The organism is Enterobacter sp. BNK-8, from assembly GCF_048685095.1.
Classification (GTDB): Bacteria; Pseudomonadota; Gammaproteobacteria; order Enterobacterales; family Enterobacteriaceae; genus Enterobacter; species Enterobacter quasiroggenkampii.
In genome coordinates this window covers 791560-817577 of sequence record NZ_JBLQTN010000001.1, presented here as the reverse complement: position 1 = coordinate 817577, position 26018 = coordinate 791560, and the positions used below count along the sequence as shown (strand labels likewise).

Genomic DNA, 26018 nt, shown 5'->3' with positions numbered 1-26018 from the left:
CCGTGGGAGAGGGCCGGGGTGAGGGCATCAGGCCGCACAATTCTGAAGGAAAAACCATGCACACAATCCACACCACGTTCATTCTCGCCGGCCACACCGTTCACCACGTCACCTTCGACCCAACCACCTTCACCGACGCCGATCTCCTCTGGCTCCCCCACCACGCCGAGCTTGCAAACGCCGGGCGCAAACGCAAAGCCGAGCATCTGGCAGGCCGCATCGCCGCCGCGCATGCCTTACCTGACCACACCGTGCCCGGCATCGGCCCCAGCGGTGAACCGCTCTGGCCGGAAGGCGTTTCAGGAAGCATCACCCACAGCGGCACGCAGGCGATGGCGGTTGTGACATGCGACCATCCGGCGATTATCGGCATCGATTGCGAAACGATCCTCTCCGAGAATGAAGCTCAGGAAATAAAAGACGGCGTCATTGATGCCCAGGAAGAGATCGTCCTTTCCTGCTCAGGTTTTCCGTTCACCCTCGCCCTGACGCTGGCGTTTAGCGCCAAAGAGAGCCTGTTCAAAGCCCTCTTTCCGAAGGTACAGTCCTGGATGGGGTTTGACAGTACTCGCGTCACACAGCTCGACGATAAAACGCTTACCCTGGCATTAACCCTTCAACGCGCAGGACATGCCAACGCCACCGCCTTCACCCTTCACTGGCGACAGCACGGCGAACAGGCGATCACCCTGCTGTAAGGCTCTCCTGCCGACGGGAATGCAGAGGCTCAACCCGACACCAAACATGCCGGAAAAAATGATCCCCATAACCCATTCTGCTTGATTCAGGTGTTATCTTTCAGGCATTCGGTGGAAACCGCGCAGAACAGACCGGATGCGAGGGTATTTCAAATAATGCGTTAACGATAGGTCATAGTAAACGACGCCGTGGCGCTCACCGAGCCTGATCGAGCATTCGCAGAGGTCATATAATACGCGGCCTTAAAGGGAATATTGACGATTTCTCCTGCCGAGGTCGTCGTGCCGTATTTAATAAGCTTGCCGAACTGCACGGGCGAATCGTTATATTTTAGCTGAATGCCCAAACCTGTAGCCGTCGAACTGCTGTTTAACCCCAATACTCCGTTAACAGGATCGGCAAGCGGGCTGACATTATCCAACGTCACATTCACTGCGGTCTGTGCACTACAGATAAGTGGTATGGAAAATGTCACCTGATTCTGGGTGCTGCCGACGCCGTTAAACTTCGGTAATAGCGCAATTCCCATATTGATATTCAAATTTTTATCTTCAATCTGACAGGATGCAGTGCTTATATTCATCGGCGAAAATATATATTTAAAAAGCGGTAGGCGCATAATGTTATTACTTCTCGGAGTACTGTATTCCATATTTAGCGCCTGAGCGGGTATTGAGCCCGTCTCCGGGGTAGTGCTGGTTTTGATCAGCTCAAAAGTATCCGTGAACGTTGATACACCATCCTGGAGGATCCCTCGCCTCCAGTTCGGGTTATTAAGGTCCATTCTGGTGACAAATTCGCTACTTTGCGTGGTGCTGGAAAAGTTCTTCCACCGGATGCCAATACCCGGAACCTCTGTCGCCCGCACGTTTGCCAGCGGCGAGGCGCCGTAATCCGTATTCGCCCCGGAGAGCTGAATAAACCACGAGCCATCATATCCGATTTGCTGACCCTCAGGGTCACATTTTATGGGGTTACTGGTGATTATCGTTGCTAATACCGTTCCAACCGGCGCATCCCGCTGAACGACAATATTGTGATCGAAGTTGACCGCTACGTCGTTTGCAGAACACAGCGCAAAGGCATTCAGAGAGACAGCGCATCCCACGGCTGCCGTCGCGATTTTAAATACGGTGGACATGATATGTTCCTTCATTTCAGGCAAGGCGTAGGCCTTCTCTCGTAAAAGTAATAATACGTATTAACGCAATGAGAAATTTAACGACACGTCGCAGCGGTACGCTGAATTTTACCCGGTAAGGCGTTCAAGTTTATTTTGGCGCGACAGGTTTTCGCTCCCCACTGTACCGTTATGCTGTCACCGTCGTTCAGGCCGCTCATATAGACCTCTCCGTCGCTCCCAACAATACTCATCGCATCGCTTCCGTTAAGCTTTACCATGGCCCCAAAGGGCACCGGCGAGTTCTGATACAGCAACGTTATCAGAGCACGGAACCCTGTTCTCGCTTTGAACGTCGCGCGCACCACGGCACCGCGCGTAGGTACGACGTTGACTACGGATTCGTCCACATCCACGTCCGGCCTCAGCGAACCGATGTCTATCGCAATCCGGTTTTCCTGATAAGCGCTGGCATAGGGCACTACCGCATATCCGCGCCAGTCCGTTTTAACGCCAGGGTTATTGCGCACGCTCACGCCTGATGCGCCCTGCGCTTCTAGCAGCACAATGGTATCCCCCAGCGGCTGAGAGAACGTCACGCCATGCTCGTGGCCGACAACCCCCCCCTGCAGGCCGAAGTTCAGCTGACTGTTCTGTCGGCTGTAGTTGTAGCCTGCGCTTACGGTACCGTAGCCGCCTTTATAGGTTCCGCTTAGGGAACTTCTCGATTCTCCGCCAGACGACGTATAGCCCTGCTGGACAAGGTAGCTCAGGTTATTATCAGAGAGTGCGGTGCCGCTCAGCCCCACCAGGTGCGTCTCCGGACCGTTCTTTTGCATATTCACGCTATAGCTGGCCCAGCTTTGCGGCAGCCATTTGCTCAGCGGCACCTGTAAGTTAAAGGCTACAATCTGGTCCCTACGGTCTTTGCCCGGCGTTTCGCTGTAGGTGTAGCCGAGCGAGTAATTGATATCGCGAATACTGGTGTTAAAGCCGGTGCTGACGTTGCGCTCATAGCCCTGTCTGCCCCAGTAGTCCTGCTGGTATGCCGAAATATAAAAATTTCCCCAGCTTTGCAGCGACTGGCTGAGGTTGAGCTGCAATCGGCTTCGCTTGTTGTAGCGCTGGCTGCTGAATTCATTCACTTCCTGGAAGGTATAAAACCCTTCCGTGGAGTAGCGATAGCTTGCGAGCGTCACGGTGGTATCGGTCGTGGCCACCGTTTTTGAATACTGCACCCGATAGGACTGTCCCCGGCTGCGGCGATTTTTCTCCTCAACGAGCTGGCTTTCGGCAAGGGTAACGTCCGCCGATAGTGAGCCTATATCGCCAAAGCTGAGGCCGGAACCAAGCACGCCGGACGCATAGTTACTTGCCCCCAGGACGCCACCGTACAGCGTGAGATTATTGGCGAGGCCATAAGCCAACGTGCCCAGGCCAAATGTGGGCGTATGTGCCCCATGCTTCGTCGTTCGAAACTCGCCTGTGCTCAGCGCATACTTCACGCGGCCTTCCCGCAGCATGACGGGAACCGCGGAGAAAGGTTGCACGAAATGCTGGACGCTGCCGTCAGCTTCGGTGACGACAATATCCAGGTCGCCGCTCGCTGACGTAGGATAAAGATCGCGAATGATAAAGCTGCCAGGCGCCACGTAGGTTTGATAAACCGTGTAGCCGTTTTGCTTCACGGTAACCGTGGCGTTGGTGCGGGCGATCCCCCGAATGATGGGGGCGAAACCGCGCATGCTTTCCGGCAACATAGTGTCATCGGAAAAAATTTGGGCGCCGCGAAACATCACGCTGTCAAACACGTCGCCGGGGGTGCTGCTTTCACCCACCTGAAACTGCCCTCTCAAAAACTGGACGTCGCGGCTCAGGGTCGTATTCAACGACGAAAACAGCTGTTTTCCGTTGTTCGTGGTCACAGTGCTGTAGTTACGCAGGCGCCACGGCCCCGCATTAATACCACTTTGCAGATTGGTGTAAAGCTGATCCTGCGTCTCGCCGTCCCGGCTCCAGCTGCGCGAGCCGTTGATGCTGTAATTTACCAGCAGTGCAGAAATGCCCTGGTCCCAGCGCGACGGGTCAACGGTGCCGCGTGCCCGCGCGTTAAGCGCCGATTGAGGGATAGAGATATCCAGTCTCTGCCTGTCAAAATCCAGCCGGGTGGAGGCATCCGGTATAAAGGCGCCGGGATCGGTAATTATTGCCTCGGCAGGTAGCATGGATAATTCAGGAAATGCCTTGACCCTGACACCGAGTGATTCCAGCACGCTCCGGTTAAGCTCCGGCGCCAGCCCGACGCCGTTAACAGATACAAAAGAGATATTTTCCGTTCGGATATAATTTTCATTAAGCCATATTTCCACCCTGTAGGTGCCGGGTAACTGCTCTCCCCGCTCGAAGCGGCCCAGATCTATGCCCTGAGAAGTCGAGTGTGTTTTTTCAAGCGCATCGGCCATAAAATAGAGTTCGCCCGCAGCTGCGGGAAAAACGCCCGAAATAAAAAGCGCTATCGTCGAGAGTCGACTTACGCGGTTAGGCCACGAGCCAGAGAAAAAACCATATCGAGAAAAAGGAACAGTATTCACTTTGCTTACCTGCGCGAGTGACATAGCGTATTGTTAATATTTTTTATTTCAGCATCTGGCGCTTTTCTGTCGTTACGCCACCAAAATCATTTATGGCTTTCCAGGCCACCTGCGTTCCACTGCCGGCCACCGTTGCGGAACTAAAGGGTGAAATCATCGGCGGCTGCGCAATCGTTTTATTGCCAATCGTTAATGAATAAAGAGAAACGTAGAACGGCGTTGGGTTATTAATCACCAGGTGTTCACCGCGCGTCTCAAACTTTAATTTCGTCCATGCCTCACCAGATTTTTCAGACGCCAGCGCCGCAGGGCGATAGAAAATTTTCATACGCGTCTTAACGGCAATAAGCAGCCGATTTTCATCTGACCGGGTCATTGAGGGAATAGACTTAACGTTTAGCCAAAAAACAGATTCGCGATTATCAGGCAATTTTTTTTCACCGGTATAAATGATCCGCAGCGTATTTTCATGGCCTCCGTCGAGGCGGAACAGGGGCGGCGTGACGATAAAAGAAACCTTCTCCTTCGAGTTTTCACCTAACTCAACCCATGACTGAATTAAATAGGGAACGGCATCCCGACTGTTACTCACTGGGAGTGAGGCTTCGCTTTCATTTCCATTATAAATTAAGCGTGTCCCCCCGACGGTTATGCTGGCCTGAACCGGTATAGAAAGCAGGCAAACGCCTGATAACGCAATCGTTCGAATAAGTTGACTCATCATACGTTCCCAATATTTCAGCAAGAAACAACGGGGCGCACCTTAGGTACGCCCGGGATATTACTGATAGGTGATGGTAAAATCTGACGTCGCGTTTGCAGTACCCGCCACCACGGCAGCCTGCGTTGCCTTATATTTCGCCACGAAGGTCATCTTATTGCTATTTGCGGCATCTTCGCCTGCACTGGTGTCAAGGGTGATGCTCTTCGACTGGGTTGCCAGAGGGATCGCTGTAATGCCGTCCTCTTCATAAAACGCAACGCCTACACCTTTCGCCGTTTGATCGCTATTCAGCGCAAGAATACTGGTGTCAGAGCTGTCTGCAGTACCATCAAACTTAATGGATGCAGAGGTAACGGCCGCAGGGCAATTATTCAACATAATGCTGAAGCGGGTTGCAGCAGCAACAGATCCGGCCGCGCTAAACGAGCTTTTAGGGATTTTCCCAAGGTTAACGGTCTGATTCGCCGTACTGGTATCAATCGTACAGGCCGAATCAAGGATTGTGCCGGTGAAATTAATTTTTCCATCGGCCGCCTGAGTGGCAAAGGTGATTCCACTCACGGCAGCGGCCGCCAGGACATTACGAATTACACGGGTAACTTTAGTTTGCATAGCTTTATCCTTAGGATTGAACATTATCTGCATTGACGTCATGTCAATGCAGGAACAGCGGAATAAGTCCGCTAAACCAGTTAATGTATTATTTATTGCCCAGTCAGGCTGATTTTAAACAAGGATGGTGACAAGCCTGAGTGGATAAAATAACGATGAGCTGTTTCATCTCTGAACTGCTTCCTAATGCAAGTCGCTTTCTTAAATAGTAGTTTTTATTTATGTCATCGCGGTCATTGCAACGATATTTCCCGGTCGCCACATCGTATAGCGACATCAGAAAGTCCAGATGTTCTGGCGATAACTTTACCGATAACCTGTCGTAAATAACATCGGCTACTTCCCAGGGTTTTTCCGTTGCGGGGAGTTTCGCTGCGCGATCGCAAAGCGCCTTCAACTCTTTGATCGTCGTAACCAGCCAGAAGAGTTTTAAATAGCTATTGCCTGTGTTTTCTTCTGGCGAAATAAAATAGGTTCGTCGCGATAATCCTCTGGCCGCGAGCCGAGAATACAACCACCTTATGTTATCTGTTGTTTCATCAATTGCATCAATCAAAATGCAAGGCTTATCCAGGATCGTTGCACAGACGATAAACTCAAGGCGGTTATCAAAAAAGAATACCGCTTTGTCCGCTGAGGATAAGCCCTGAATGGCCTGCCTCATTGCAAAATTCCGAGTGAACACCAATAGCGTCGTCAACGTTCATTCCTTTTTTTAATTCATATAACATGATTAAGATGAAGTTTTGACAACATATATGCGCTCTAAGCAAGACCTATCGATTACATAAGCTTTTCCATCAACCCTTGCAAAGGGATACCGCTCAAAGCCGACGGTATTAAACGCATTTTGAATTTTTTTAATCATGGACAGTAGATAAGATCTGGAACACCGCAATCCATGATCCTCAAAAACATGTACGATGATGTCATTATCGTAGACAATTCCTTCATCCATTCCTGACAATAAATACTCAAACAATCTGGCTTTCGTTGTACCAAATCTTTTGATTCGGCCATTTTTGATATTAATTAGCGTGCGCGTTGTTGGCCTGTATTCCAGATGCTGGAAAATGGTGTATCCATACAGAAGTTCGTCAGAGACAAAAGGCACAACCACTCCTTAGGGGCTTATCGTTCTCATTTCTTTGACATCTCCTCCTCCGCACTGGGTAATCAGTGTTCGCCTGATTTGTAGAAGATGGTATTTGAATGAAGAAAATGTGACAATGAGACAGATTTATCAAGATAAAAAATCACAATCTCGACTCTATTAGAAATATTCAACCGCTAACGTAACATTATTAAGTATAAAAATCCTTTTGATAAAACAATGTATAAAGCCAACACTAATTTTTAACACGATTATTACACAAGCATATTCATCCATTATAATTAACAAAACAGAACAAAAAACCAAACAAAAAACAATCAATAAATCAAATCAATAAGTTAGTAGAGTAAAGAAAAGGAATTAAACCTTTTCTTAATAGGGTTAATTTAAGATTATTCATGACAAAACTTTGAGTTTTAGTAAAACGCCCAATACAAAACCTGAATTTTCTTTACAAAACTCTAACACCCGCTCGTGTGAATAATAAAAAACATATTAAAAATCAATCACATCATGAGAAATCACACTCAGATCAATTTTTTTGATGAAAATTAACATTATTCCGGCACATTCCTTCTTCCCTTCCCGTGATGAGTTCTGCCAGCAAACTCAAGAGATAAAAAAGGCAAGTGCCGATAGACACTTGCCTTATATTGCGCGTTTGTAAAAAAGTAACTTACGTATCCGGGAACATCACGCTATTCCCCGGCGCTTCCCTGTGCAGGTGGATAAAGTTCAGATGCCGTTCATACTGGTCCAGAATATCCGTAATCACCTGCTCCTTGCTGTAGTCCATCAAATCATTCCCCTGACTTCCTTCCAGCAGGAAGGTCTCCAGCCGATAGTAGGTCGACTTCCCGCTGCGCGCCCGGTAGGTAAAGCCGGGGACCGAGTACTGCTGCGGCCAGATCTGGTAGACAAAATTCTGCTCGTCGCCCATGTGCACCAGCAGGTCCAGGTGCCCCAGGGTCTCGCCCTCCTCCGGCGGCAGGTTTTTCAGCTCCACGTAGGCGCCGCGCAGCTTCAGCTCCTGCGCCACCTCTTCCATTGCCGGGAAGCAGACCGTCTCCATCATCTGTTTGGTGTAGCGCGTGCCCGGGTAGTTCATCAGGCGCGACAGGCGTTTCTTCCAGCTCAGCCTGTCCTGGGCCCCCATCGGACGCGGTGCGGTGTCGCGGCTGGCGCTGACACGGCGGTAATCTTCCACCTTGAGCGATTTATACAGCCCGGCCATCACGAAGAAGATAACGAAGCTGAACGGCAGCCCCATGATCACCGTGGTGTTCTGCAACGCCGAGATGCCGTTGGTCATCAGCATGCCGAGCGTCAGCAGGCCGATGGCGACGGACCAGAAGATGCGCAGCCAGTTCGGCGCATCGCTGTTGATGTCTTTGAGCTTCGAGGTGAAGTTGCCCAGCACCAGCGCGCCGGAATCCGCTGAGGTGACGTAAAACAGCAGGCCGGTAATGGTCGCCACGGAAGCGCTAAAGGTGAACGCCGGGTACTGCGCCAGCAGGCTGTAGAAGCCGCGCTCCGGGTGCGCCATCGCTTCCTGTGCAAAGGTTGCGTTGCCGTGGATGATCTCATGGAGCGCGCTGTTGCCGAACACCGACAGCCACAGCAGGGTAAAGGTGAACGGGATAATCAGCGTGCCCATAACAAACTGACGGATGGTGCGGCCACGTGAAATACGCGCCAGGAACAGGCCGACAAACGGCGACCACGCGACCCACCACGCCCAGAAGAAAAGCGTCCAGTTGTTCATCCACTCCACCGGGCGGTCGAAGGCGAAGCTGTTCAGCGTCATGCCCATAAAGCGGTTCACGTAGTCGCCCACGTTCAGCACTAAGGCATTGAGCAGGAATGAGGTGTCGCCCATAAACAGCACGAACAGGATCAGGCCCAGCGCCAGCGCCACGTTCAGCTCGGAGAGCACGCGGATGCCCTTATCGACGCCCGACGTCACCGAAATGGTGGCGATAATGACGGAGAGCGCAATCAGCGCCGCTTTCGCCGCCATCGAATCCGGAATATCAAACAGCACGCTCAGCCCGTAGTTGAGCTGCACCACGCCAATCCCGAGCGTTGTCGCGATGCCGAAGATGGTGCCGATCACCGCCGCAATGTCGACGCTGTGGCCAATCGGGCCGTTGATCTTTTTACCGAAAATTGGGTACAGCGCGGAGCGGATGGTGAGGGGCAAATTATAACGATAGCTAAAGTATCCCAGCGCCATCCCCATCAGGGCGTACATTGACCAGCCGGTCAGGCCGTAGTGGAACAGCGTCCAGACCATCGCCTGGCGTGCGGCCTCCATCGTCTGCCCTGCCCCTTCCGGGGGCTGCATATACTGCGTGACCGGTTCCGCCACGGAGAAGAACATCAGGTCGATGCCGATGCCCGCGGCAAACAGCATCGCGGCCCAGCTCAGCAGGCTGAACTCGGGCTTGGACTGCTCGGGACCGAGCTTAACGGAGCCGAAGCGCGAGCAGGCAATGCAGACCACAAAGACGATATAGAGCGTCGCCGCCAGCAGGTAGTACCAGCCGAAGGTCTTTGACACCCAGTTCAGGGTGCGTCCAATCCACTCGGCAGAAAAATCGCGAAAGAAGATCGTTGTCAGGGAAAACAACAAAATCAGCCCGGCGGACGTATAAAAAACGACCGGGTTGATTTTGTCTTTTTCTCTGTCCTGTGAAAGGTCTGTCATCCAGTATCCTCACTATTTTTGTAACTATTAAAATCCAAATCCGCAACAATTAAGACACATTTTATATTGAACGTCCAATCAAAAACCGCTTTAATGGTTAACCAACGCTGATGAATGGAGTGGCAAAAATGCCCAAAGTGGGGATGCAGCCGATCCGGCGCAGGCAGCTTATCGACGCCACGCTGGAAGCAATAAATGAAGTGGGAATGCATGACGCGACGATCGCGCAGATCGCCCGTCGGGCAGGCGTTTCCACGGGGATCATCAGTCACTATTTCAAAGACAAAAACGGCCTGCTGGAAGCGACTATGCGCGACATCACCGGCCAGCTGCGCGATGCGGTATTAAGCCGCCTGCACGCCCTGCCGAACGGCAGCGCGGAGCAGCGTCTGCAGGCGATTGTCGGCGGTAACTTTGATGAAACCCAGGTGAGCAGCGCGGCGATGAAGGCCTGGCTGGCCTTCTGGGCAAGCAGCATGCATCAGCCGATGCTCTACCGCCTGCAGCAGGTGAGCAGCCGCCGCCTGCTGTCGAACCTGGTGTACGAGTTCCGCCGCGAGCTTCCGCGCGAGCAGGCCCAGGAGGCGGGATATGGGCTGGCGGCGCTGATCGACGGGCTGTGGCTGCGCGCCGCGCTGAGCGGCAAGCCGCTGGATAAGACCCTGGCGCAGTCACTGACCAGCCACTTTATCAGCCAGCATTTACCGACCGAATAACCGAGGAGAATTTATGTCCCGAATGGCAGAACAGCAGCTTTATATCAATGGTGGTTATACATCGGCCACCAGCGGTCGCACCTTCGAGACCATCAACCCGGCCAACGGTGAAGTCCTGGCGACCGTACAGGCCGCCGGGCGCGAAGACGTCGATCGCGCCGTAGAAAGCGCAACGCGCGGGCAAAAAGTCTGGGCGGCGATGACCGCCATGGAGCGCTCTCGCATCCTGCGTCGCGCCGTCGACATCCTGCGCGAGCGCAACGACGATCTGGCAAAGCTGGAAACCCTCGACACCGGTAAAGCGTATTCCGAAACCTCAACCGTGGATATCGTCACCGGTGCGGACGTGCTGGAGTACTACGCGGGTCTGATCCCGGCGCTGGAAGGCAGCCAGATCCCCTTGCGTGAGACCTCATTCGTCTATACCCGCCGCGAGCCGCTGGGCGTGGTGGCGGGCATCGGCGCGTGGAACTACCCGATCCAGATCGCCCTGTGGAAATCGGCCCCGGCGCTGGCGGCGGGCAACGCAATGATCTTCAAGCCGAGCGAAGTGACGCCGCTTACCGCCCTGAAGCTTGCCGAGATCTACACCGAAGCGGGCCTGCCGGACGGCGTGTTTAACGTCCTGCCGGGCGTGGGTGCGGAGACCGGCCAGTACCTGACCGAGCATCCGGGCATCGCCAAAGTCTCCTTTACCGGCGGCGTCGCCAGCGGCAAAAAGGTGATGGCGAACGCCGCGGCCTCCTCCCTGAAAGAGGTGACGATGGAGCTGGGCGGCAAATCGCCGCTGATTATTTTTGACGATGCGGATCTGGATCTCGCGGCGGACATTGCCATGATGGCCAACTTTTTCAGCTCCGGCCAGGTGTGCACCAACGGCACCCGCGTGTTTGTTCCGGCTAAGTTCAAAGCCGCGTTTGAGCAGAAAATCGTTGAGCGCGTGGGCCGCATCCGCGCGGGCGATCTGTTCGATGAAGCGACCAACTTTGGTCCGATGGTCAGCTTCCCGCACCGCGACAGCGTGATGCGCTACATCGCCAAAGGCAAAGAGGAAGGCGCGCACGTGCTGTGCGGCGGCGACGTGCTGAAGGGCGAAGGCTTCGATAACGGCGCGTGGGTGGCCCCGACCGTGTTCACCGACTGCACTGACGAAATGACCATCGTGCGCGAAGAGATCTTCGGCCCGGTGATGTCCATCCTCACCTATGAGTCCATTGAGGAAGCGATTCGCCGCGCCAACGACACCGACTACGGGCTGGCGGCAGGCATCGTCACGGCCGACCTGAACCGCGCCCACGGCGCCATTCATCAGCTCGAGGCGGGCATCTGCTGGATCAACACCTGGGGTGAATCCGCTGCAGAGATGCCGGTCGGCGGCTACAAGCACTCCGGCATTGGCCGCGAGAATGGAGTGATGACGCTGCAGAGCTACACCCAGGTGAAGTCCATCCAGGTTGAGATGGGTAAATTCCAGTCCATATTTTAACCGGGAGGTTTATTTGCAATTTGACTACATCATTATCGGGGCCGGCTCTGCCGGCAACGTGCTGGCTACACGACTGACTGAAGATCCGAACACCACCGTCCTGCTGCTTGAAGCGGGCGGACCGGATTACCGCTTTGACTTCCGCACCCAGATGCCCGCCGCGCTGGCGTTCCCGCTGCAGGGCAAGCGCTACAACTGGGCGTACGAAACCGAACCAGAGCCATACATGAACAACCGCCGCATGGAGTGCGGACGTGGCAAAGGGCTGGGCGGCTCGTCGCTGATCAACGGCATGTGCTACATCCGCGGTAACGCGATGGACCTCGACCACTGGGCAAAAGAGCCGGGTCTGGAGCACTGGAGCTACCTCAACTGCCTGCCCTACTACCGCAAGGCGGAGACGCGCGACGTGGGACCGAACGACTACCACGGCGGCGACGGTCCGGTGAGCGTCACCACCTCGAAACCGGGCGTGAACCCGCTGTTTGAGGCGATGGTGGAGGCGGGCGTGCAGGCGGGCTATCCGCGCACCGACGATCTCAACGGCTATCAGCAGGAAGGCTTCGGCCCGATGGACCGCACGGTCACGCCGCAGGGCCGACGCGCCAGCACCGCGCGCGGCTATCTGGATCAGGCGAAACCGCGCCCAAACCTGACCATCCGCACCCACGCCATGACCGATCGCATCCTCTTTGAGGGCAAGCGCGCGGTGGGCGTCGAGTGGCTGGAGGGTGAAAGCACCATTCCATCCAAAGCGACGGCAAAAAAAGAAGTGCTGCTGAGTGCCGGGGCGATTGCCTCTCCGCAGATCCTCCAGCGCTCCGGCGTGGGCAACGCTGACCTGCTGAAACAGTTCGATATCCCGCTGGTACACGATCTGCCCGGCGTGGGCGAAAACCTGCAGGATCACCTGGAGATGTACCTCCAGTACGAATGTAAAGAGCCGGTCTCCCTCTATCCTGCCCTGCAGTGGTGGAACCAGCCGAAGATTGGCGCCGAGTGGCTGTTTGGCGGCACCGGCGTGGGCGCGAGCAACCACTTCGAAGCGGGTGGGTTTATCCGCAGCCGTGAAGAGTTTGAGTGGCCGAACATTCAGTACCACTTCCTGCCGGTGGCGATTAACTACAACGGCTCGAACGCGGTGAAAGAGCACGGCTTCCAGTGCCACGTCGGCTCCATGCGCTCGCCGAGCCGTGGGCACGTGCGCATCCAGTCGCGCGATCCGCACCAGCATCCGGCGATCCTGTTCAACTACATGTCCCACGAGCAGGACTGGCAGGAGTTCCGCGACGCGATCCGCATCACCCGCGAGATCATGCACCAGCCCGCGCTGGACAAGTACCGCGGCCGTGAAATCAGTCCGGGTATTGACTGCCAGACCGACGAGCAGCTGGACGAGTTCGTGCGCAACCACGCCGAAACCGCCTTCCACCCGTGCGGCACCTGCAAGATGGGCTATGACGAGATGGCGGTGGTCGACGGCGAAGGCCGCGTTCACGGGCTGGAAGGGCTGCGCGTGGTGGATGCGTCGATTATGCCGCAGATCATCACCGGCAACCTGAACGCCACCACCATTATGATTGGCGAAAAGATTGCCGACGCCATTCGTGGACGCGAGCCGCTGGCGAAGAGCACAGCGGCGTATTATGTGGCGAACGGGGCACCGGTGAGGCGCTGAGGATATTTCCCCTCACCCTGCCCCTCTCCCCATAGGCTGAGGGATCCCCAGTAATTTTAAGCAGCATCAATAACGTTGTTTAAGAACGACTGAAGCCTTTCAGCGATGCCCTGGTCCGGCTGTAAATCGCTGAGGCGTTTCCTGCAGGCCGGGGCGAGGCGCATGGATGCGCCGAGAGGGCGGGCTTTACAGGGACGTTACCTCCGCCCGTCCCCGATAAGCCGGAAGGAATAAGCCGAGGGCACCGCGTAGCGGCGATTTACCGCCGGGAGCCCGGGTCGCCAGGGTGGTGGCGACTGAGCCACCCTGGCACGTTCACAGGTTATGGGGTTACAGAGTAGCAAGGAACATAAAGTGAACGGAATGACCACAACAGCTGTATGTTCCCCTCACCCTAACCCTCTCCCCGGAGGGGCGAGGGGACTGTTCCGTGCTGGCATTACTTTGTGGGGCCCCCTCAGCTCCATAGGGGAGAGGGGATTAACCTCCCCCTTCAAAAATTTATTTTTATTTTCCTGCATCCAGTTTCCACCCGCCCCTCGTATATGAGTTTGTGAGCAACCCCTTTGCTCCCCAATCCGAGGAAAGATGATGAAAAAGCTAACCCGTGTTGCATTCGTAACCAGCGCTTTACTCTTCTGTGCAAGCGCATCAGCCGCCATGACGTCAGGCTCCGTGATGGTGGGCGGAGCGGAAATGTTCCCGAGCAAAAATATTGTTGAAAACGCCATAAACTCGAAAGATCACACCACGCTGGTAGCCGCCGTCAAAGCGGCAGGACTGGTGGATACGCTTCAGAGCAAAGGGCCGTTCACCGTGTTTGCGCCGACCAATGCGGCGTTTGCGAAATTGCCTGCCGGCACGGTCGAGAACCTGGTCAAACCCGAAAACAAAGCCACGCTCACCAGCATCCTGACCTATCACGTGGTCGCCGGTAATTACGATATGAAAGCGCTGGAGCAGAAAATTAAACAGGGCGGCGGCCACGCGGAGCTGAAGACCGTTAACGGTCAGCCACTGTGGATCATGAGCAACGGCCCGCACAATATTCAGCTTAAGGACGGTAAAGGCAATGTGGCGAACATTAGCACCTATGACGTTCATCAAAAAAACGGCGTGATCGATGTGATTGATACCGTCCTGATGCCTAAGTAGTTGTCTATACTTCGGAAGTGTGACGTTGCCTTCCGGGAAAAACATGGATAACGCGCTGGCTGAACAGCAAATGAAATTAATGCAGGCGGTCGCAAACGGCGATCGCCGTGCATTTGAACAACTTTATCGACTCACGTCGCCACACCTGTTTGCCGTCGCGCTGCGCATGCTGCGTGACCGCGCGTGGGCAGAAGAGATCCTTCACGACTGTTTTATCACCGTCTGGAGTAAAGCCGAAACCTACAACGCTACACTGAGCTCCCCGATGACCTGGCTTACGCACATTGTGCGCAACCGCTGTATTGACTGGCTGCGCAGCGGGCAAACCCGCGCTGCCGACCGCGAGACGGCGTATAACGACGCGATTCTGCCTTGCGAGAACGATGAGCAGAATAACTGGCACGACGATGTGCAGGCAGAACGGCTCAGACAGTGTCTCGAACATTTGAGCAGCGAGCAGCGCCAGAGCATTACGCTCGCCTACTATCAGGGAATGTCTCACAGCGACATTGCCGACTGGCTCCAGCAGCCTCTGGGCTCGGTGAAAAGCTGGATACGTCGGGCAATGGACCATCTTCGGGAGTGTGTCGGGCTATGAATGACGCAGAAAAACGTGACGACATGCTGGCAGCAGAGTATGCCCTCGGCACGCTGCGGGGAGGAGCGCGGCTTCAGTTCCAGAAAAGGGTCCTCCATGAACCCGCTCTGGCCGCCCGCGTGGCGTACTGGCAGGAGATGTTCAGCACGCTGGATAGTCATCTTGTGCCCGTCCCTCCACCCGAGACGGTGTGGAAGAGAATCGCCCTCGATCTGCCGCCCAAAAAGCCTTTACGCAAAAGTCGGCCTTATGTCGGCTGGATGGCTGCGGCCTCCCTCGCCGCCCTGTCGGTCGTTGCCTGGTATGCCATCCGTACCCCGGAACTCGCTCCGCTGATGGTACTCAACGATACCCAACAGCACGGACAGTGGGTCGTCAGCGCGGACGCCAGCCGTCAGCACCTGAGCATTGCCCCTCTTCGACCAACGGCCGTCGCGGCGCAACACAGCCTGCAGCTTTGGCTGATCCCAGGCGGGCAGGCGCCGATATCCATGGGGCTGCTGCATAACGACATCCCCACACGCGTCACCCTCAGGAACACAACGCTCCCTCCTGACGCCATGATAGCCATAAGCCTTGAACCAGAGGGCGGCTCGCCCACTGGTCTCCCGACAGGGCCGGTGCTTTACAGTGGCAAATTGTAATCTCAGGCCCTGTTCGCAGGGCCACTATCGTGACCTGATTTCATTTATATACTATTCTCGGTTACCTATAAGAATTAAATATTAAGCCTGTAATTAATTTGATTATTAAAAAACGACATTGACAGACTCTCCCGCACTCCATTAAGTTTTAAACGAACATCATTTTATTCCCGATACACAATATATCAAAAACCGCGTTAATGAATTTGTCATTATTCATTAACGCTTCTCTGCCTTTTATTTTTTGCATCACTCAATAGCGAGATAAGATCATGAATAATAGTGCAAACAAGGTTGTTGTCATTACCGGTGCCAGCAGCGGTATTGGTCAGGCGATTGCCCTCCATTTAGCGAATAACGCGTTTTCGCTGGTGCTGGTGGCGCGCCGTCTGGACAGAATTAATGCCCTGGTGGATCAGATTATTCAGCAAGGCGGCAAGGCTATTGCCGTCAAGGCCGATGTCACCCGTCAGGAAGAGGTTCAGCGCGCCATTGACGCTGCCGTTGACGCCTACCAGCGCGTGGATGTGCTGATCAACAACGCGGGCTTTATGGCTATCGCCCCGCTTAGCGAGCTGAAAACCGACGAATGGGACAAGATGATTGACACCAATCTGAAAGGGGTACTGTACGGCATCGCTGCCGCTTTCCCGGTGTTCCAGCGTCAGGGCAGCGGGCATTTTATTAACGTTGCCTCCGTCGCGGGCATCAAGGTGCTGGCGCCTGGCGGCGTGGTGTACAGCGCCACGAAATTCGCCGTCCGCGCGCTGAGTGAAGGCTTACGTCAGGAGGCGGGTAGAACCCTCCGCACGACGCTTATTTCGCCCGGCGCCGTCGAGAGCGAACTGCAATTCGGTAGCTCTGACGAAGAGAGCAAAAAATTTCTCCATGAGTTTTATAAGCAGGCTATTCCGGCTGAAGCAATTGCCCGCGCGGTTTTATTTGCTATTGAACAGCCTGGCGACGTTGATATTAATGAAATTGTTGTTCGTCCAACGCAGGAAGAATTTTAGCCTGGGTTAAATAATACTGAATGAGGTGTCAGTATGATTAAATCATTAACGTCCTTATCAGATCTCAATATGCGAACGGGTGCCGATATTCTCCTTGAAGTGCTGGAGAGTGAAAGCGTGGAATATATTTTTGGCAACCCCGGAACCACCGAGCTTCCACTCATTGATGCCCTGCTTCGCCATGAAAATATTCACTATATTCTGGCGCTACAGGAGAGCACCGTGGTGGCAATTGCTGACGGCTATGCGAAAGCCTCCGGCAAAACGGGCTTTATCAATTTGCATACCGCCAGCGGTCTGGGGCACGGGATGGGGAATCTCATTAATTCGCGGATCATGAAAACCCCGCTGGTTGTCACCGTCGGACAGCAGGATACGCGACACTACGTGCGCGACCCGCTCCTGTACGATGACATTGTCTCCATTGGCTCCCCGGTCATGAAATGGGCGCAGGAGGTCACCAGCGCCGACCAGCTCCCGGTGCTGGTGCGCCGCGCGTTTCACGCTGCCAGCTATCCTCCGGCTGGTCCGGTGCTGCTCTCTCTGCCAATGGACGTGATGGAAGAGCTGAGCGACGCCGGGATACAAACGGCCTCTAAAGTGAACTACCACACCGTGGCGGGCTCGCTGGACGAACTGGCCGAAGAACTGAGCCAGGTTACGCCCGGCAGGATCATGATTGTGGCGGGCGATGAGGTGCACTCCAGCGGCTCGATGCAGGAGATTGTCCAGCTGGCGGAAGCGCTCAGCGCCCACGTCTACGGATCCTCCTGGCCGCTGAATTTACCTTTTCCCACTCAGCACGCGCTCTGGCGGGGCAATATGCCCACCACCGCCAGCGAAATCGCCAGCATCATCAACGCCTACGATGCCGTATTCATCATCGGCGGCAGAAGCCTGATCACCATTTTGTACAGCGAGGGCGAGGCCATTCCGGCGACCTGCGCGGTGTATCAGCTCTCGGCGGATATGCACGAGCTTGGCCGTACGTATGCCACTCGCCTTTCGGTGATGGGGGATATCAAGCTCTCCCTGCACGAACTGTTGCCGAAGCTTGAGCAGCGCCTGATCGCCAGCAGGCTGGTCCACCAGCGGCTGCTGGTTGCGGCCCGCGACGAACGGGAGAAGGAGTGGCAGCAGCAGGAGGAACGTCTGGCCGCCGAGCGGCTACGCCCGGCGATCTCCCCGATGGTCGCAGCCTGGGAAGTCATCCGATCCATTCCGGCGGGTACCACCATCGTTGATGAGGCGATAGCGACCGCCAGGCATGTCCGCCGGTTCATCTCTGACCAGCAGCACCAGCGCTACTACTTTATGCGCGGCGGCGGACTGGGCTGGGGGATGCCTGCCTCAGTAGGGCACTCGCTGGGACGCGGACGGGAGCCGGTGGTCTGCCTGATAGGTGACGGAGCCTCCCTGTACTCGCCGCAGGCGCTCTGGACGGCGGCACACGAAAATCTGCCGGTCACCTTTATCGTCATGAATAACAGGGAGTACAACATCCTGAAAAACTTTATGAAGAGCCAGGCTGACTACAGCTCAACGCGGCTGGGGCGTTTTATCGGGATGGACCTGGTGAACCCGCATATCGATTTTCAGTCGCTGGCCACCGCCATGGGCGTCCACTGCTGCCGGGTAACCGAAGCTGCCGATATCGCCGAAGCGGTAGCGCGCGGGCTACAGTCAGGAAAAACCAACCTGATTGAAATCGCGATTTCCGCGGATTAGCCGCGCGTTTACGCTGTACCCTACATAAAAAACTTATAACCGAAACGCCTCAAGACGCTTTATCTGACGCCCGTCGTCGTCAAAATTCTCCGCCGCCAGCCAGGCGCGCAGCTCCGCATCTCTTTGCGGCCATTCGCCGTCAATAATAGAAAGCATATCGCTGTCGCGGTTGCGCCCTTTGCGCACCAGCTTCTGGCGCAGGCGCCCTTCCCAGACAAACCCCAGCCGCTCCGCCGCCCTGCGCGACGCCACGTTCATCGAATCGCACTTCCACTCGAGGCGCCGGTAGCCGTGCTCAAACGCATTTTTCAGCAGCAGCCACACCGTTTCAGTGCCGATGCGGGAACCTTTCATCTTACGCGACCAGGTGACGTGTCCTATCTCCACCGACCCCAGCAGCCGCTCGTTAGCCATATAGCTCACCAGCCCCACCGCCCGTTCGGTGCGTAAGTCAATGACGGCAAACGGCACAAGCTCATCATCCATGACCTTCGCCATGATCCAGTGCGCGGTGGCTTCCACGCTCGTGGGCTGCGTGCTGGCAAGCCACGTCCAGTCGCTGTCGTCGCCCAGCGCGTAGGCCTCATAGAGATCGGCCGCGTGGCGGTCGGCGTCCAGCGGCTCCAGGCAGCAATACTGGCCGAACAGCGGCGTGCGGGTTAACGCGCGCGCGCCTTTCCAGTCGGGAACGATATCGTTAACGGTTTGACCATGTTGATTGATTTCGGGCACGGCGGTGACTCCCTGAAAGGTAAGGCATTTGTTATAGCAGGTTAAAAAGCAGGCGAAAAGCAGCGTGTTTTAATAGCCCGAGCGCATGCGATATTCCCGGAAGGCATAAGTAAAGCTGAATTTCGACTTTGTGGAATGTCACAGTCGCCCTAACGTAGCGGAGCATAAAACAATCACAATATATTCTTCTCAGGGATCGCTATGACAAAAAAACTGTTGCCGTTACTGGTGCTGGCTGCGCTCTCAGGCGCAGCCCACGCCGCTACGCCGCCCAACACGCTGGTGGTTGCCCAGGGGCTTGATGATATCGTGAGCCTCGACCCGGCCGAAGCCAACGAGCTCTCCAGCATCCAGACCGTGCCGAGCCTGTACCAGCGTCTGGTGCAGCCGGACCGCGATAATCCGGAAAAAATCACGCCGATTCTGGCAGAAAGCTGGGAAGCGGACGCGGCAGCAAAAACCCTGACCATTAAGCTTAAACCCGATGCGAAATTCGCCTCCGGCAACCCGCTGCGCCCGGAAGACGTGATCTTCTCTTATACCCGCGCCGTGACGCTGAACAAATCCCCGGCCTTTATCCTCAACGTGCTGGGCTGGGAGGCGAGCAATATCGCCAGCCAGCTGAAGAAAGTGGACGATCATACCCTCCAGCTTCACTGGACGGCGGACGTCAGCCCGTCGGTGGCGCTGAATATTCTCTCCACGCCGATTGCCTCTATCGTCGATGAAAAAGAGGTCGCCGCGAACGTGAAGGATAATGACTTCGGTAACGCGTGGCTGAAAATGCACTCGGCGGGCAGCGGCGCCTTCAAAATGCGCGTCTATCAGCCGCATCAGGCCATCGTGCTGGAAGCTAACGACTCCGCGCCCGGCGGCGCGCCGAAGCTCAAAAGCATCATCATTAAAAACGTCCCCGACCCCGCTTCACGCCGCCTGCTGATCCAGCAGGGGGATGCGGACGTGGCGCGCGATCTGGGTGCAGACCAGATTAGCGCCCTGGACGGCAAGCCGGGCGTGAAGGTGCTGAGCATTCCGTCCGCCGAGCAGAATTACCTGGTGTTTAACACCGGCAACAGCGCCAATCCGCTGCTTAATAACCCGGCCTTCTGGGAAGCGTCGCGCTGGCTGGTCGATTATGACGGCATCACGAAGAACCTGCTGAAAGGCCAGTATTTTGTTCACCAGAGCTTCCTGCCGGTCGGGCTGCCGGGCGCGCTGGAAGATAATCCGTTTAAATTTGACCCGGCAAAAGCGAAAGCCATTCTCGCTAAAGCGGGCATTAAGGACGCGCACTTCACGCTGGACGTGGAGAACAAGCCGCCGTTTATCACGATTGCCCAGTCGATGCAGGCGAGCTTCGCGCAGGGTGGCGTGAAGGTGGATCTGCTGCCTGCCGCCGGGAGCCAGGTCTATGCCCGCGTGCGCGCGAAGCAGCATCAGGCGGCGATTCGTCTGTGGATCCCGGACTACTTCGATGCGCACTCTAACGCCAGCGCCTTCGCGTGGAACGACGGGAAGTCCAGCACCGTGGCTGGCCTGAACGGCTGGAAAATTCCGGAGCTGAACAAGGCCACGCTGGCGGCGGTTGCCGAACCGGATCCGGCGAAGCGTCTGGATCTGTACAAGAAAATGCAGGAACAGCTGCAGCAGAGCTCGCCGTACGTGTTCGTCGATCAGGGCAAAACCCAGATCGTGGTGCGCGATAACGTGAAGGGGTATCAGCAGGGGCTGAACGCGGATATGGTCTGGTACGATCGCGTCACGAAGTAGCCCTTGTTGCCGGGTGGCGCTGCGCTGACCCGGCCTGTGTTCTCGGTTTTTGTAGGCCGGGTAAGGCGAAGCCGCACCCGGCATGAAGAGATTTCCCATGCCACATCTTTCCACCCGCGTGCTTCAGGGCCTGCTGACCCTGCTGCTCACGCTCTTCGGGCTGCTGCTCGTCACGTTTGCGCTCTCGGCGTTTTCACCGGTCGATCGCGTGCTGCAGATCGTCGGGGATCACGCCAGCCAGTCGACGTACGATCAGGTTCGCCACCAGCTTGGGCTGGATCGTCCCCTGCCCGTGCAGTTCTGGCACTACCTGCAAAACCTTGCCCACGGTGATTTGGGCACCGCCAGCGCCACCGGACAGCCGGTGCTGCAGGATCTGCTGCACGCCTTCCCCGCCACGCTGGAGCTGGCAACGCTGGCGCTAATTATCGGCACGGTACTCGGCGTGATTGCGGGTGTGCTGTGCGCCCGCTACGCCGGTTCGCCACTGGACTTAGCGATCAGAACGCTCACCCTGCTCGGCAACTCGGTGCCGATTTTCTGGCTTGGCCTGCTGATGCTGGCCCTGTTCTACGCGAAGCTGCAGTGGAGCGCAGGCCCCGGCAGGCTGGACGATATCTGGCAGTTCACCGTCGAGCCACGCACCGGCTTTGCGCTGATAGATACCTGGCTTTCCGGCGATCGCGAAGCATTCCGCAACGCCCTCAGCCACCTGGTGCTGCCGGTGCTGCTGCTGGCCTATTACTCGCTGGCAAGCATTACCCGCCTGACCCGCTCCGCCTGCCTCGGCGAAATGAACAAGGAGTACATTCTCCTTGCCCGCGCCAAGGGTGCCGGGGAGATGACCATTCTGCTGCGCCACGTGCTGCCGAACATTCGCAGCACCCTGCTGACGGTGATTGCCCTGGCCTACACCAGCATGCTGGAAGGTGCGGTATTAACAGAGACCGTGTTCTCGTGGCCGGGCATCGGACGCTATCTTACTACCGCCCTGTTCGCCGGAGACACCACCGCGGTCATGGGCGGCACGCTGCTGATTGGCGTCTGTTTTGTGCTGATCAATAACCTTACCGACCTGCTTGTGCGGGCGACCGACCCCAGGGTGCGCTGATGCCGTTTTATCTCTTCTTACGCCGCCTGCGCCGCTCCCCTGCCGCCGTTTGCGGACTGATTGCCATCGCGCTGCTGGTGTTTATTGCCCTCTTCGCCCCCTGGCTGGCGCCGGTTGATCCGAACTGGCAGGACGCCGCCGCGCGCCTGCAGGCACCGAACGGCCAGCACTGGCTGGGCACCGACGGCTACGGGCGGGATCTGCTCTCGCGCCTGATTTACGGCACGCGTCCGGCGCTCGGGCTGGTGGCCCTGGTGACGGTTATTACCCTGCCCGCCGGGCTGCTGGTGGGCATTTTGTCCGGCTACTACGGCGGCTGGATAGAGCGTATCCTGATGCGCTTCACCGACGTGGTGATGTCAATGCCGCGCCTGATCCTCGCCTTCGCATTTGTGGCGATGCTCGGTCCGGGGCTGGTCAACGGTGCGCTGGCGCTGGCTTTAACCACCTGGCCTGCCTACGCGCGGCAGGCGCGGAGCGAGATCCAGCGTCTGCGCCACAGCGATTATCTGGCCGCCGCCGAGATGATGGGGATCCGCGGCCTGCGCCTGCTGGTCGGCCATATTCTGCCCCTGTGCCTGCCCTCCGCGATTGTGCGGCTGGCGCTGGATCTGGCGGGGATTATTCTGGCCGCGGCCGGTCTCGGCTTCCTCGGCCTTGGCGCGCGTCCGCCCATGGCCGAATGGGGGGCGATGATTGCCGACGGCATGCAGGTCATTTTCGACCAGTGGTGGATTGCCGCCATTCCGGGCGGAGCCATCCTGTTTGCCAGCCTGGCGTTTAACCTGTTAGGCGATGGCCTGCGCGACGTACTGGAGCCACAGCATGACTGAACATCGCATCATCGTCGATGCGCTGAATATCGACTACCCCGCCGCACGCGTGGTCAACAACCTGAGCTTTACGCTTGGCAACGAGCGGCTGGCGCTGGTGGGGGAATCCGGCTCCGGCAAGTCAATGTCCGCCCGCGCCCTGATGGGTCTGGTGCGTAAACCCGGTATCGTGAGCGCCAACCGGCTTAACGTGCTGGGCAACGACCTGCTGACCCTGAACGCCCGCCGCTGGCAGGCGCTGCGCGGCAACGGCATTGCGATGGTCTTGCAGGATCCGCGTTACGCCCTTAACCCCGTCAAAAGCGTCGCCGCCCAGCTTGATGAGGCGCTCACGCTGCATCAGCGCCTGCCGCGCCCGGAGCGTGCGGCGCGTATTCACGACATCCTCCGCGCCGTCGGGCTGAGCGAGAGCGTGCTGTCACGCTACCCCGGTGAGCTTTCCGGGGGCATGGGCCAGCGGGTGATGATTGCGATGGCGCTGATCAACAACCCGCAGGTGCTGATTGCCGACGAACCGACCTCCGCGCTGGACGCGCGCCTGCGCAACCAGATCCTCGAGCTGCTGGTGCAGCAGTGCGAAGAACGCCAGATGGCGATGCTGTTAATCAGCCACGATCTGCCGCTGGTGGCGGAGCACTGCGACCGCGTGCTGGTGATGTATCAGGGTGAAAAGGTGGATGAGATGACAGCGAGCCAGCTCCCGCAGGCGACGCATCCGTACACGCGAACCCTGTGGACCTGTCGACCAGACGCCCATACTTATGGACAGATGCTGCCGACGCTCGACCGTTCACAGCCGTGGAAGGAGGACAACGATGGCGCTCGTTGAGGTTAACCAGGTGCAGGTCACCTTCGGGGAAAAAACGGCGGTCTCTGCCGCCAGCTTTAGCATTGAGAGAAGCGAAACGTTCAGCCTGATTGGTGAATCCGGCTGCGGCAAATCGACCCTTCTGCGCGTGCTGGCTGGGCTGCAGCGCGAGTGGCGCGGCAGTATTGCACTGCTGGGAGAAGCGTTAACGCCAGGGCGACGTTTTGAAGGCGAGCTTCGCCGCAACGTGCAGATGGTGTTTCAGGATCCGTGGGCGTCGCTGCACCCGAACCACACCATTGCGCGCACGCTGTCGGAGCCGTTAAGCATCCACGGCGAGACGCAGATCGCGGAAAAGGTGGCCAATGCGCTGCACGAGGTGGGGCTCTCCGCCGACGCGGGCAGGCGCTACCCGCACCAGCTTTCCGGCGGCCAGCGTCAGCGCGTTGCCATTGCCCGCGCGCTGCTGCTGCGCCCGCAGCTTCTGCTGCTGGATGAACCGACCTCGGCGCTGGATATGTCGGTACAGGCGGAAATCCTGAACCTGCTTAACCGCCTGAAGGCCGAGCATGAGATGACCTATCTGCTGGTCAGTCACGACGCGGACGTGATTGCCCATATGTCCGACCGGGCAGCGTTTATGGCGCACGGGGTGATCCAGAAGGTGTTTGACCGTGAGGCGATGTTACGGGGCGAGCACAGGATGGGTTAAGTGCGTGCGGCGGTGCCCGGTGGCGCGTTGAGGTTTTTCGTAGGCCGGGTAAGGCATCGCCGCCACCCGGCAAACAATTACTTCAGCAGCTTCACCGTGGCATCGATGTCGATCTCATCTTCAGTGAAGATCAGCGTCGTATTCTGGAAGGTGGTGATCGCCAGCTTCTTCACCGTGCGCATTTCGCCCGGTTTTTTATCAGATTTCGGCTTGATGCTGTTCATCAGCAGACCCACCGACAGCACCGCATTTTCTTTGTCGATTTTGGTATCCGCGGGCTCTTCTTCGTTGAACACCACGAAGGATTTGATCGAGGTGAGCTTCACGCGCTCGCCTGCGATATAGAGATGTTTGCTTTCGGGGATCACCTTCACCGCGTAGGCGGAAAGGCCTTTGTTGTTGGTGGTTGGCTCGAAGGTCACCGCGGCATCTTTCTTAATCAGATCGGGGTTCGCGACCTTAATCACATGAAAATAGCGGTTGTCGCCGTTTTCATCTTTGATAAATCCAAAGCCTTTATCTTTAAACCACGTTGTGATTGTACCGTTCATCGCTGTTACCGCCTGTCAGATCGTAATGACTAAAGTTTTGCAGCGCGCAGTGTAATGCACAATGGCAGAGGAGACAAAAAAAAGCCCCTGCACGGGTGCAGGGGAAAACTCATGTCAGAGCTTATTAGTATTGAATTTTTAGTTGAACACCATCCCACCATCGATGAGCAGCGACTGGCCGGTCATGTAGTCGGAATCCGGTCCCGCCAGGTATGAAACGCAGGCAGCGACATCTTCCGGTTCGGACAGGCGGCCAAGCGTGATGCGTTTGGCAAAGGTTTCGGTCCCGTAGCCCAGCGGTTTACCCGCCGCCTCGGAGACCTGACGGTCGATCTCTGCCCACATCGGCGTTTTCACGATGCCCGGGCAGTAGGCGTTAACGGTGATCCCCAGCGGAGCAAGATCCCGCGCGGCGGTCTGGGTTAAGCCGCGTACCGCAAATTTACTGGAACTGTAGACGGCCAGCTCCGGGTTGCCGGTGTGGCCCGCCTGGGAGCAGGCGTTGATGATTTTGCCGCCGTGCCCCTCTTTGCGGAACGCGTCAATCGCGGCCTGGATCCCCCAGATCACCCCTTTCACGTTAATGTTGTAGACCTTGTCGACAATCTCCGGCGTGATGGACTCGATCGGCGTGGACGGCGCAACCCCGGCGTTGTTAACGATCACGTCGAAGCCACCCAGCGCGGTGCGGGCTTTCTCCACCGCCGCAAATACCTGCTCGCGGTCAGAGACGTCCACCTTCACGGCGACGGCGTTACCGCCGTTACGGATAATTTCATCGGCGACGGCTCTTGCCGTTTCCACGTTATAGTCGGCGATGGCGACGGCAAATCCATCCTTCACCAGGCGAAGCGCAATTGCTTTACCAATCCCCTGACCTGAGCCTGTTACGAGAGCAACTTTTTGCATTTCT

General features: G+C 56.6%; 24 protein-coding genes. 14 read left to right on the top strand and 10 right to left on the bottom strand.

The window, feature by feature from the left end; all coding sequences use genetic code 11:
- Positions 1 to 56: 56 nt before the first annotated feature.
- Complete coding sequence (entD, locus tag ACMGGU_RS03890) at positions 57 to 698, top strand: enterobactin synthase subunit EntD (protein WP_395299870.1); 642 nt, start codon at positions 57 to 59, stop codon at positions 696 to 698.
- 161 nt (positions 699 to 859) lie between these two features.
- Here the strand turns inward: entD and ACMGGU_RS03885 are convergent, their stop codons facing one another.
- The 7 genes from ACMGGU_RS03885 to betT form a co-directional block, all read right to left on the bottom strand.
- The gene (locus ACMGGU_RS03885) at positions 860 to 1840 is read right to left on the bottom strand and encodes a fimbrial protein (protein WP_262765316.1); all 981 of its coding nucleotides are present in this window, start codon (positions 1838 to 1840) and stop codon (positions 860 to 862) included.
- A gap of 77 nt (positions 1841 to 1917) precedes the next feature.
- The gene (locus ACMGGU_RS03880; RefSeq protein ID WP_395299869.1) at positions 1918 to 4281 is read right to left on the bottom strand and encodes a fimbria/pilus outer membrane usher protein; all 2364 of its coding nucleotides are present in this window, start codon (positions 4279 to 4281) and stop codon (positions 1918 to 1920) included.
- 172 nt (positions 4282 to 4453) lie between these two features.
- Positions 4454 to 5131: a molecular chaperone gene (locus tag ACMGGU_RS03875; RefSeq protein WP_262765535.1), complete on the bottom strand. Its 678-nt coding sequence runs from the start codon at positions 5129 to 5131 to the stop codon at positions 4454 to 4456.
- Positions 5132 to 5191: 60 nt separating this feature from the next.
- On the bottom strand, positions 5192 to 5746 hold the full coding sequence (locus tag ACMGGU_RS03870) for a fimbrial protein (RefSeq protein ID WP_262765321.1): 555 nt from the start codon (positions 5744 to 5746) through the stop codon (positions 5192 to 5194).
- A gap of 103 nt (positions 5747 to 5849) precedes the next feature.
- Positions 5850 to 6446 (bottom strand): hypothetical protein, encoded by a 597-nt coding sequence (locus ACMGGU_RS03865; RefSeq protein WP_262765323.1) that lies wholly within the window; start codon positions 6444 to 6446, stop codon positions 5850 to 5852.
- A 33-nt stretch (positions 6447 to 6479) separates the two neighbouring features.
- Positions 6480 to 6860, bottom strand: a complete 381-nt coding sequence (locus ACMGGU_RS03860) for a hypothetical protein (RefSeq protein WP_025912684.1) — start codon at positions 6858 to 6860, stop codon at positions 6480 to 6482.
- Between the two features lie 676 nt (positions 6861 to 7536).
- Positions 7537 to 9570 (bottom strand): choline BCCT transporter BetT, encoded by a 2034-nt coding sequence (betT, locus tag ACMGGU_RS03855; RefSeq protein ID WP_045335450.1) that lies wholly within the window; start codon positions 9568 to 9570, stop codon positions 7537 to 7539.
- 128 nt (positions 9571 to 9698) lie between these two features.
- On the opposite strand from betT, the gene betI reads away from it, so the two are divergent.
- The 8 genes from betI to ACMGGU_RS03815 all read left to right on the top strand — a co-directional run bounded on the left by betI (position 9699) and on the right by ACMGGU_RS03815 (position 18588).
- The gene (gene betI / locus ACMGGU_RS03850; protein WP_023343550.1) at positions 9699 to 10286 is read left to right on the top strand and encodes a transcriptional regulator BetI; all 588 of its coding nucleotides are present in this window, start codon (positions 9699 to 9701) and stop codon (positions 10284 to 10286) included.
- A 13-nt stretch (positions 10287 to 10299) separates the two neighbouring features.
- Complete coding sequence (gene betB / locus ACMGGU_RS03845) at positions 10300 to 11772, top strand: betaine-aldehyde dehydrogenase (protein ID WP_420300264.1); 1473 nt, start codon at positions 10300 to 10302, stop codon at positions 11770 to 11772.
- 13 nt (positions 11773 to 11785) lie between these two features.
- A complete protein-coding gene (gene betA, locus ACMGGU_RS03840) occupies positions 11786 to 13450 on the top strand; it encodes a choline dehydrogenase (protein ID WP_063621087.1) in 1665 nt (554 codons plus the stop codon).
- A 591-nt stretch (positions 13451 to 14041) separates the two neighbouring features.
- Positions 14042 to 14605 carry a fasciclin domain-containing protein gene (locus ACMGGU_RS03835; RefSeq protein WP_395299983.1) on the top strand — a complete coding sequence of 188 codons (564 nt, stop codon included), beginning with the start codon at positions 14042 to 14044 and terminating at the stop codon, positions 14603 to 14605.
- Positions 14606 to 14648: 43 nt separating this feature from the next.
- Positions 14649 to 15203, top strand: coding sequence for an RNA polymerase sigma factor (locus ACMGGU_RS03830; RefSeq protein WP_395299866.1), 555 nt, complete (start codon positions 14649 to 14651; stop codon positions 15201 to 15203).
- Positions 15200 to 15847, top strand: coding sequence for an anti-sigma factor (locus ACMGGU_RS03825; RefSeq protein ID WP_252073955.1), 648 nt, complete (start codon positions 15200 to 15202; stop codon positions 15845 to 15847). Before ACMGGU_RS03830 ends, ACMGGU_RS03825 begins: the two co-directional genes overlap by 4 nt.
- Positions 15848 to 16119: 272 nt before the next feature.
- Positions 16120 to 16860: an SDR family oxidoreductase gene (locus ACMGGU_RS03820; protein WP_252073951.1), complete on the top strand. Its 741-nt coding sequence runs from the start codon at positions 16120 to 16122 to the stop codon at positions 16858 to 16860.
- A gap of 33 nt (positions 16861 to 16893) precedes the next feature.
- The gene (locus ACMGGU_RS03815; RefSeq protein ID WP_395299865.1) at positions 16894 to 18588 is read left to right on the top strand and encodes a thiamine pyrophosphate-binding protein; all 1695 of its coding nucleotides are present in this window, start codon (positions 16894 to 16896) and stop codon (positions 18586 to 18588) included.
- A gap of 33 nt (positions 18589 to 18621) precedes the next feature.
- On the opposite strand, the gene ACMGGU_RS03810 is transcribed toward ACMGGU_RS03815, so the two are convergent.
- Complete coding sequence (locus tag ACMGGU_RS03810; RefSeq protein WP_196345958.1) at positions 18622 to 19320, bottom strand: GNAT family N-acetyltransferase; 699 nt, start codon at positions 19318 to 19320, stop codon at positions 18622 to 18624.
- A 201-nt stretch (positions 19321 to 19521) separates the two neighbouring features.
- On the opposite strand from ACMGGU_RS03810, the gene ACMGGU_RS03805 reads away from it, so the two are divergent.
- The 5 genes from ACMGGU_RS03805 (at position 19522) to ACMGGU_RS03785 (ending at position 24554) form a co-directional block, all read left to right on the top strand.
- Positions 19522 to 21090 (top strand): ABC transporter substrate-binding protein, encoded by a 1569-nt coding sequence (locus ACMGGU_RS03805; protein ID WP_128301654.1) that lies wholly within the window; start codon positions 19522 to 19524, stop codon positions 21088 to 21090.
- Between the two features lie 97 nt (positions 21091 to 21187).
- On the top strand, positions 21188 to 22201 hold the full coding sequence (locus tag ACMGGU_RS03800) for an ABC transporter permease (RefSeq protein WP_126534570.1): 1014 nt from the start codon (positions 21188 to 21190) through the stop codon (positions 22199 to 22201).
- The gene (locus ACMGGU_RS03795) at positions 22201 to 23034 is read left to right on the top strand and encodes an ABC transporter permease (protein ID WP_196345955.1); all 834 of its coding nucleotides are present in this window, start codon (positions 22201 to 22203) and stop codon (positions 23032 to 23034) included. The genes ACMGGU_RS03800 and ACMGGU_RS03795 overlap by 1 nt, the downstream gene beginning before the upstream one ends.
- Positions 23027 to 23863, top strand: coding sequence for an ABC transporter ATP-binding protein (locus tag ACMGGU_RS03790; RefSeq protein ID WP_420300263.1), 837 nt, complete (start codon positions 23027 to 23029; stop codon positions 23861 to 23863). Before ACMGGU_RS03795 ends, ACMGGU_RS03790 begins: the two co-directional genes overlap by 8 nt.
- Entirely contained in the window at positions 23850 to 24554 is a 705-nt protein-coding gene (locus tag ACMGGU_RS03785) for an ABC transporter ATP-binding protein (RefSeq protein WP_420300262.1), read from the top strand. Before ACMGGU_RS03790 ends, ACMGGU_RS03785 begins: the two co-directional genes overlap by 14 nt.
- A gap of 77 nt (positions 24555 to 24631) precedes the next feature.
- Here ACMGGU_RS03785 and ACMGGU_RS03780 read toward each other — a convergent pair whose 3' ends face one another.
- Positions 24632 to 25105: a cold-shock protein gene (locus ACMGGU_RS03780; protein ID WP_045909648.1), complete on the bottom strand. Its 474-nt coding sequence runs from the start codon at positions 25103 to 25105 to the stop codon at positions 24632 to 24634.
- A gap of 138 nt (positions 25106 to 25243) precedes the next feature.
- On the bottom strand, positions 25244 to 26014 hold the full coding sequence (locus ACMGGU_RS03775) for a (S)-acetoin forming diacetyl reductase (RefSeq protein WP_023334821.1): 771 nt from the start codon (positions 26012 to 26014) through the stop codon (positions 25244 to 25246).
- Positions 26015 to 26018 lie beyond the last annotated feature (4 nt).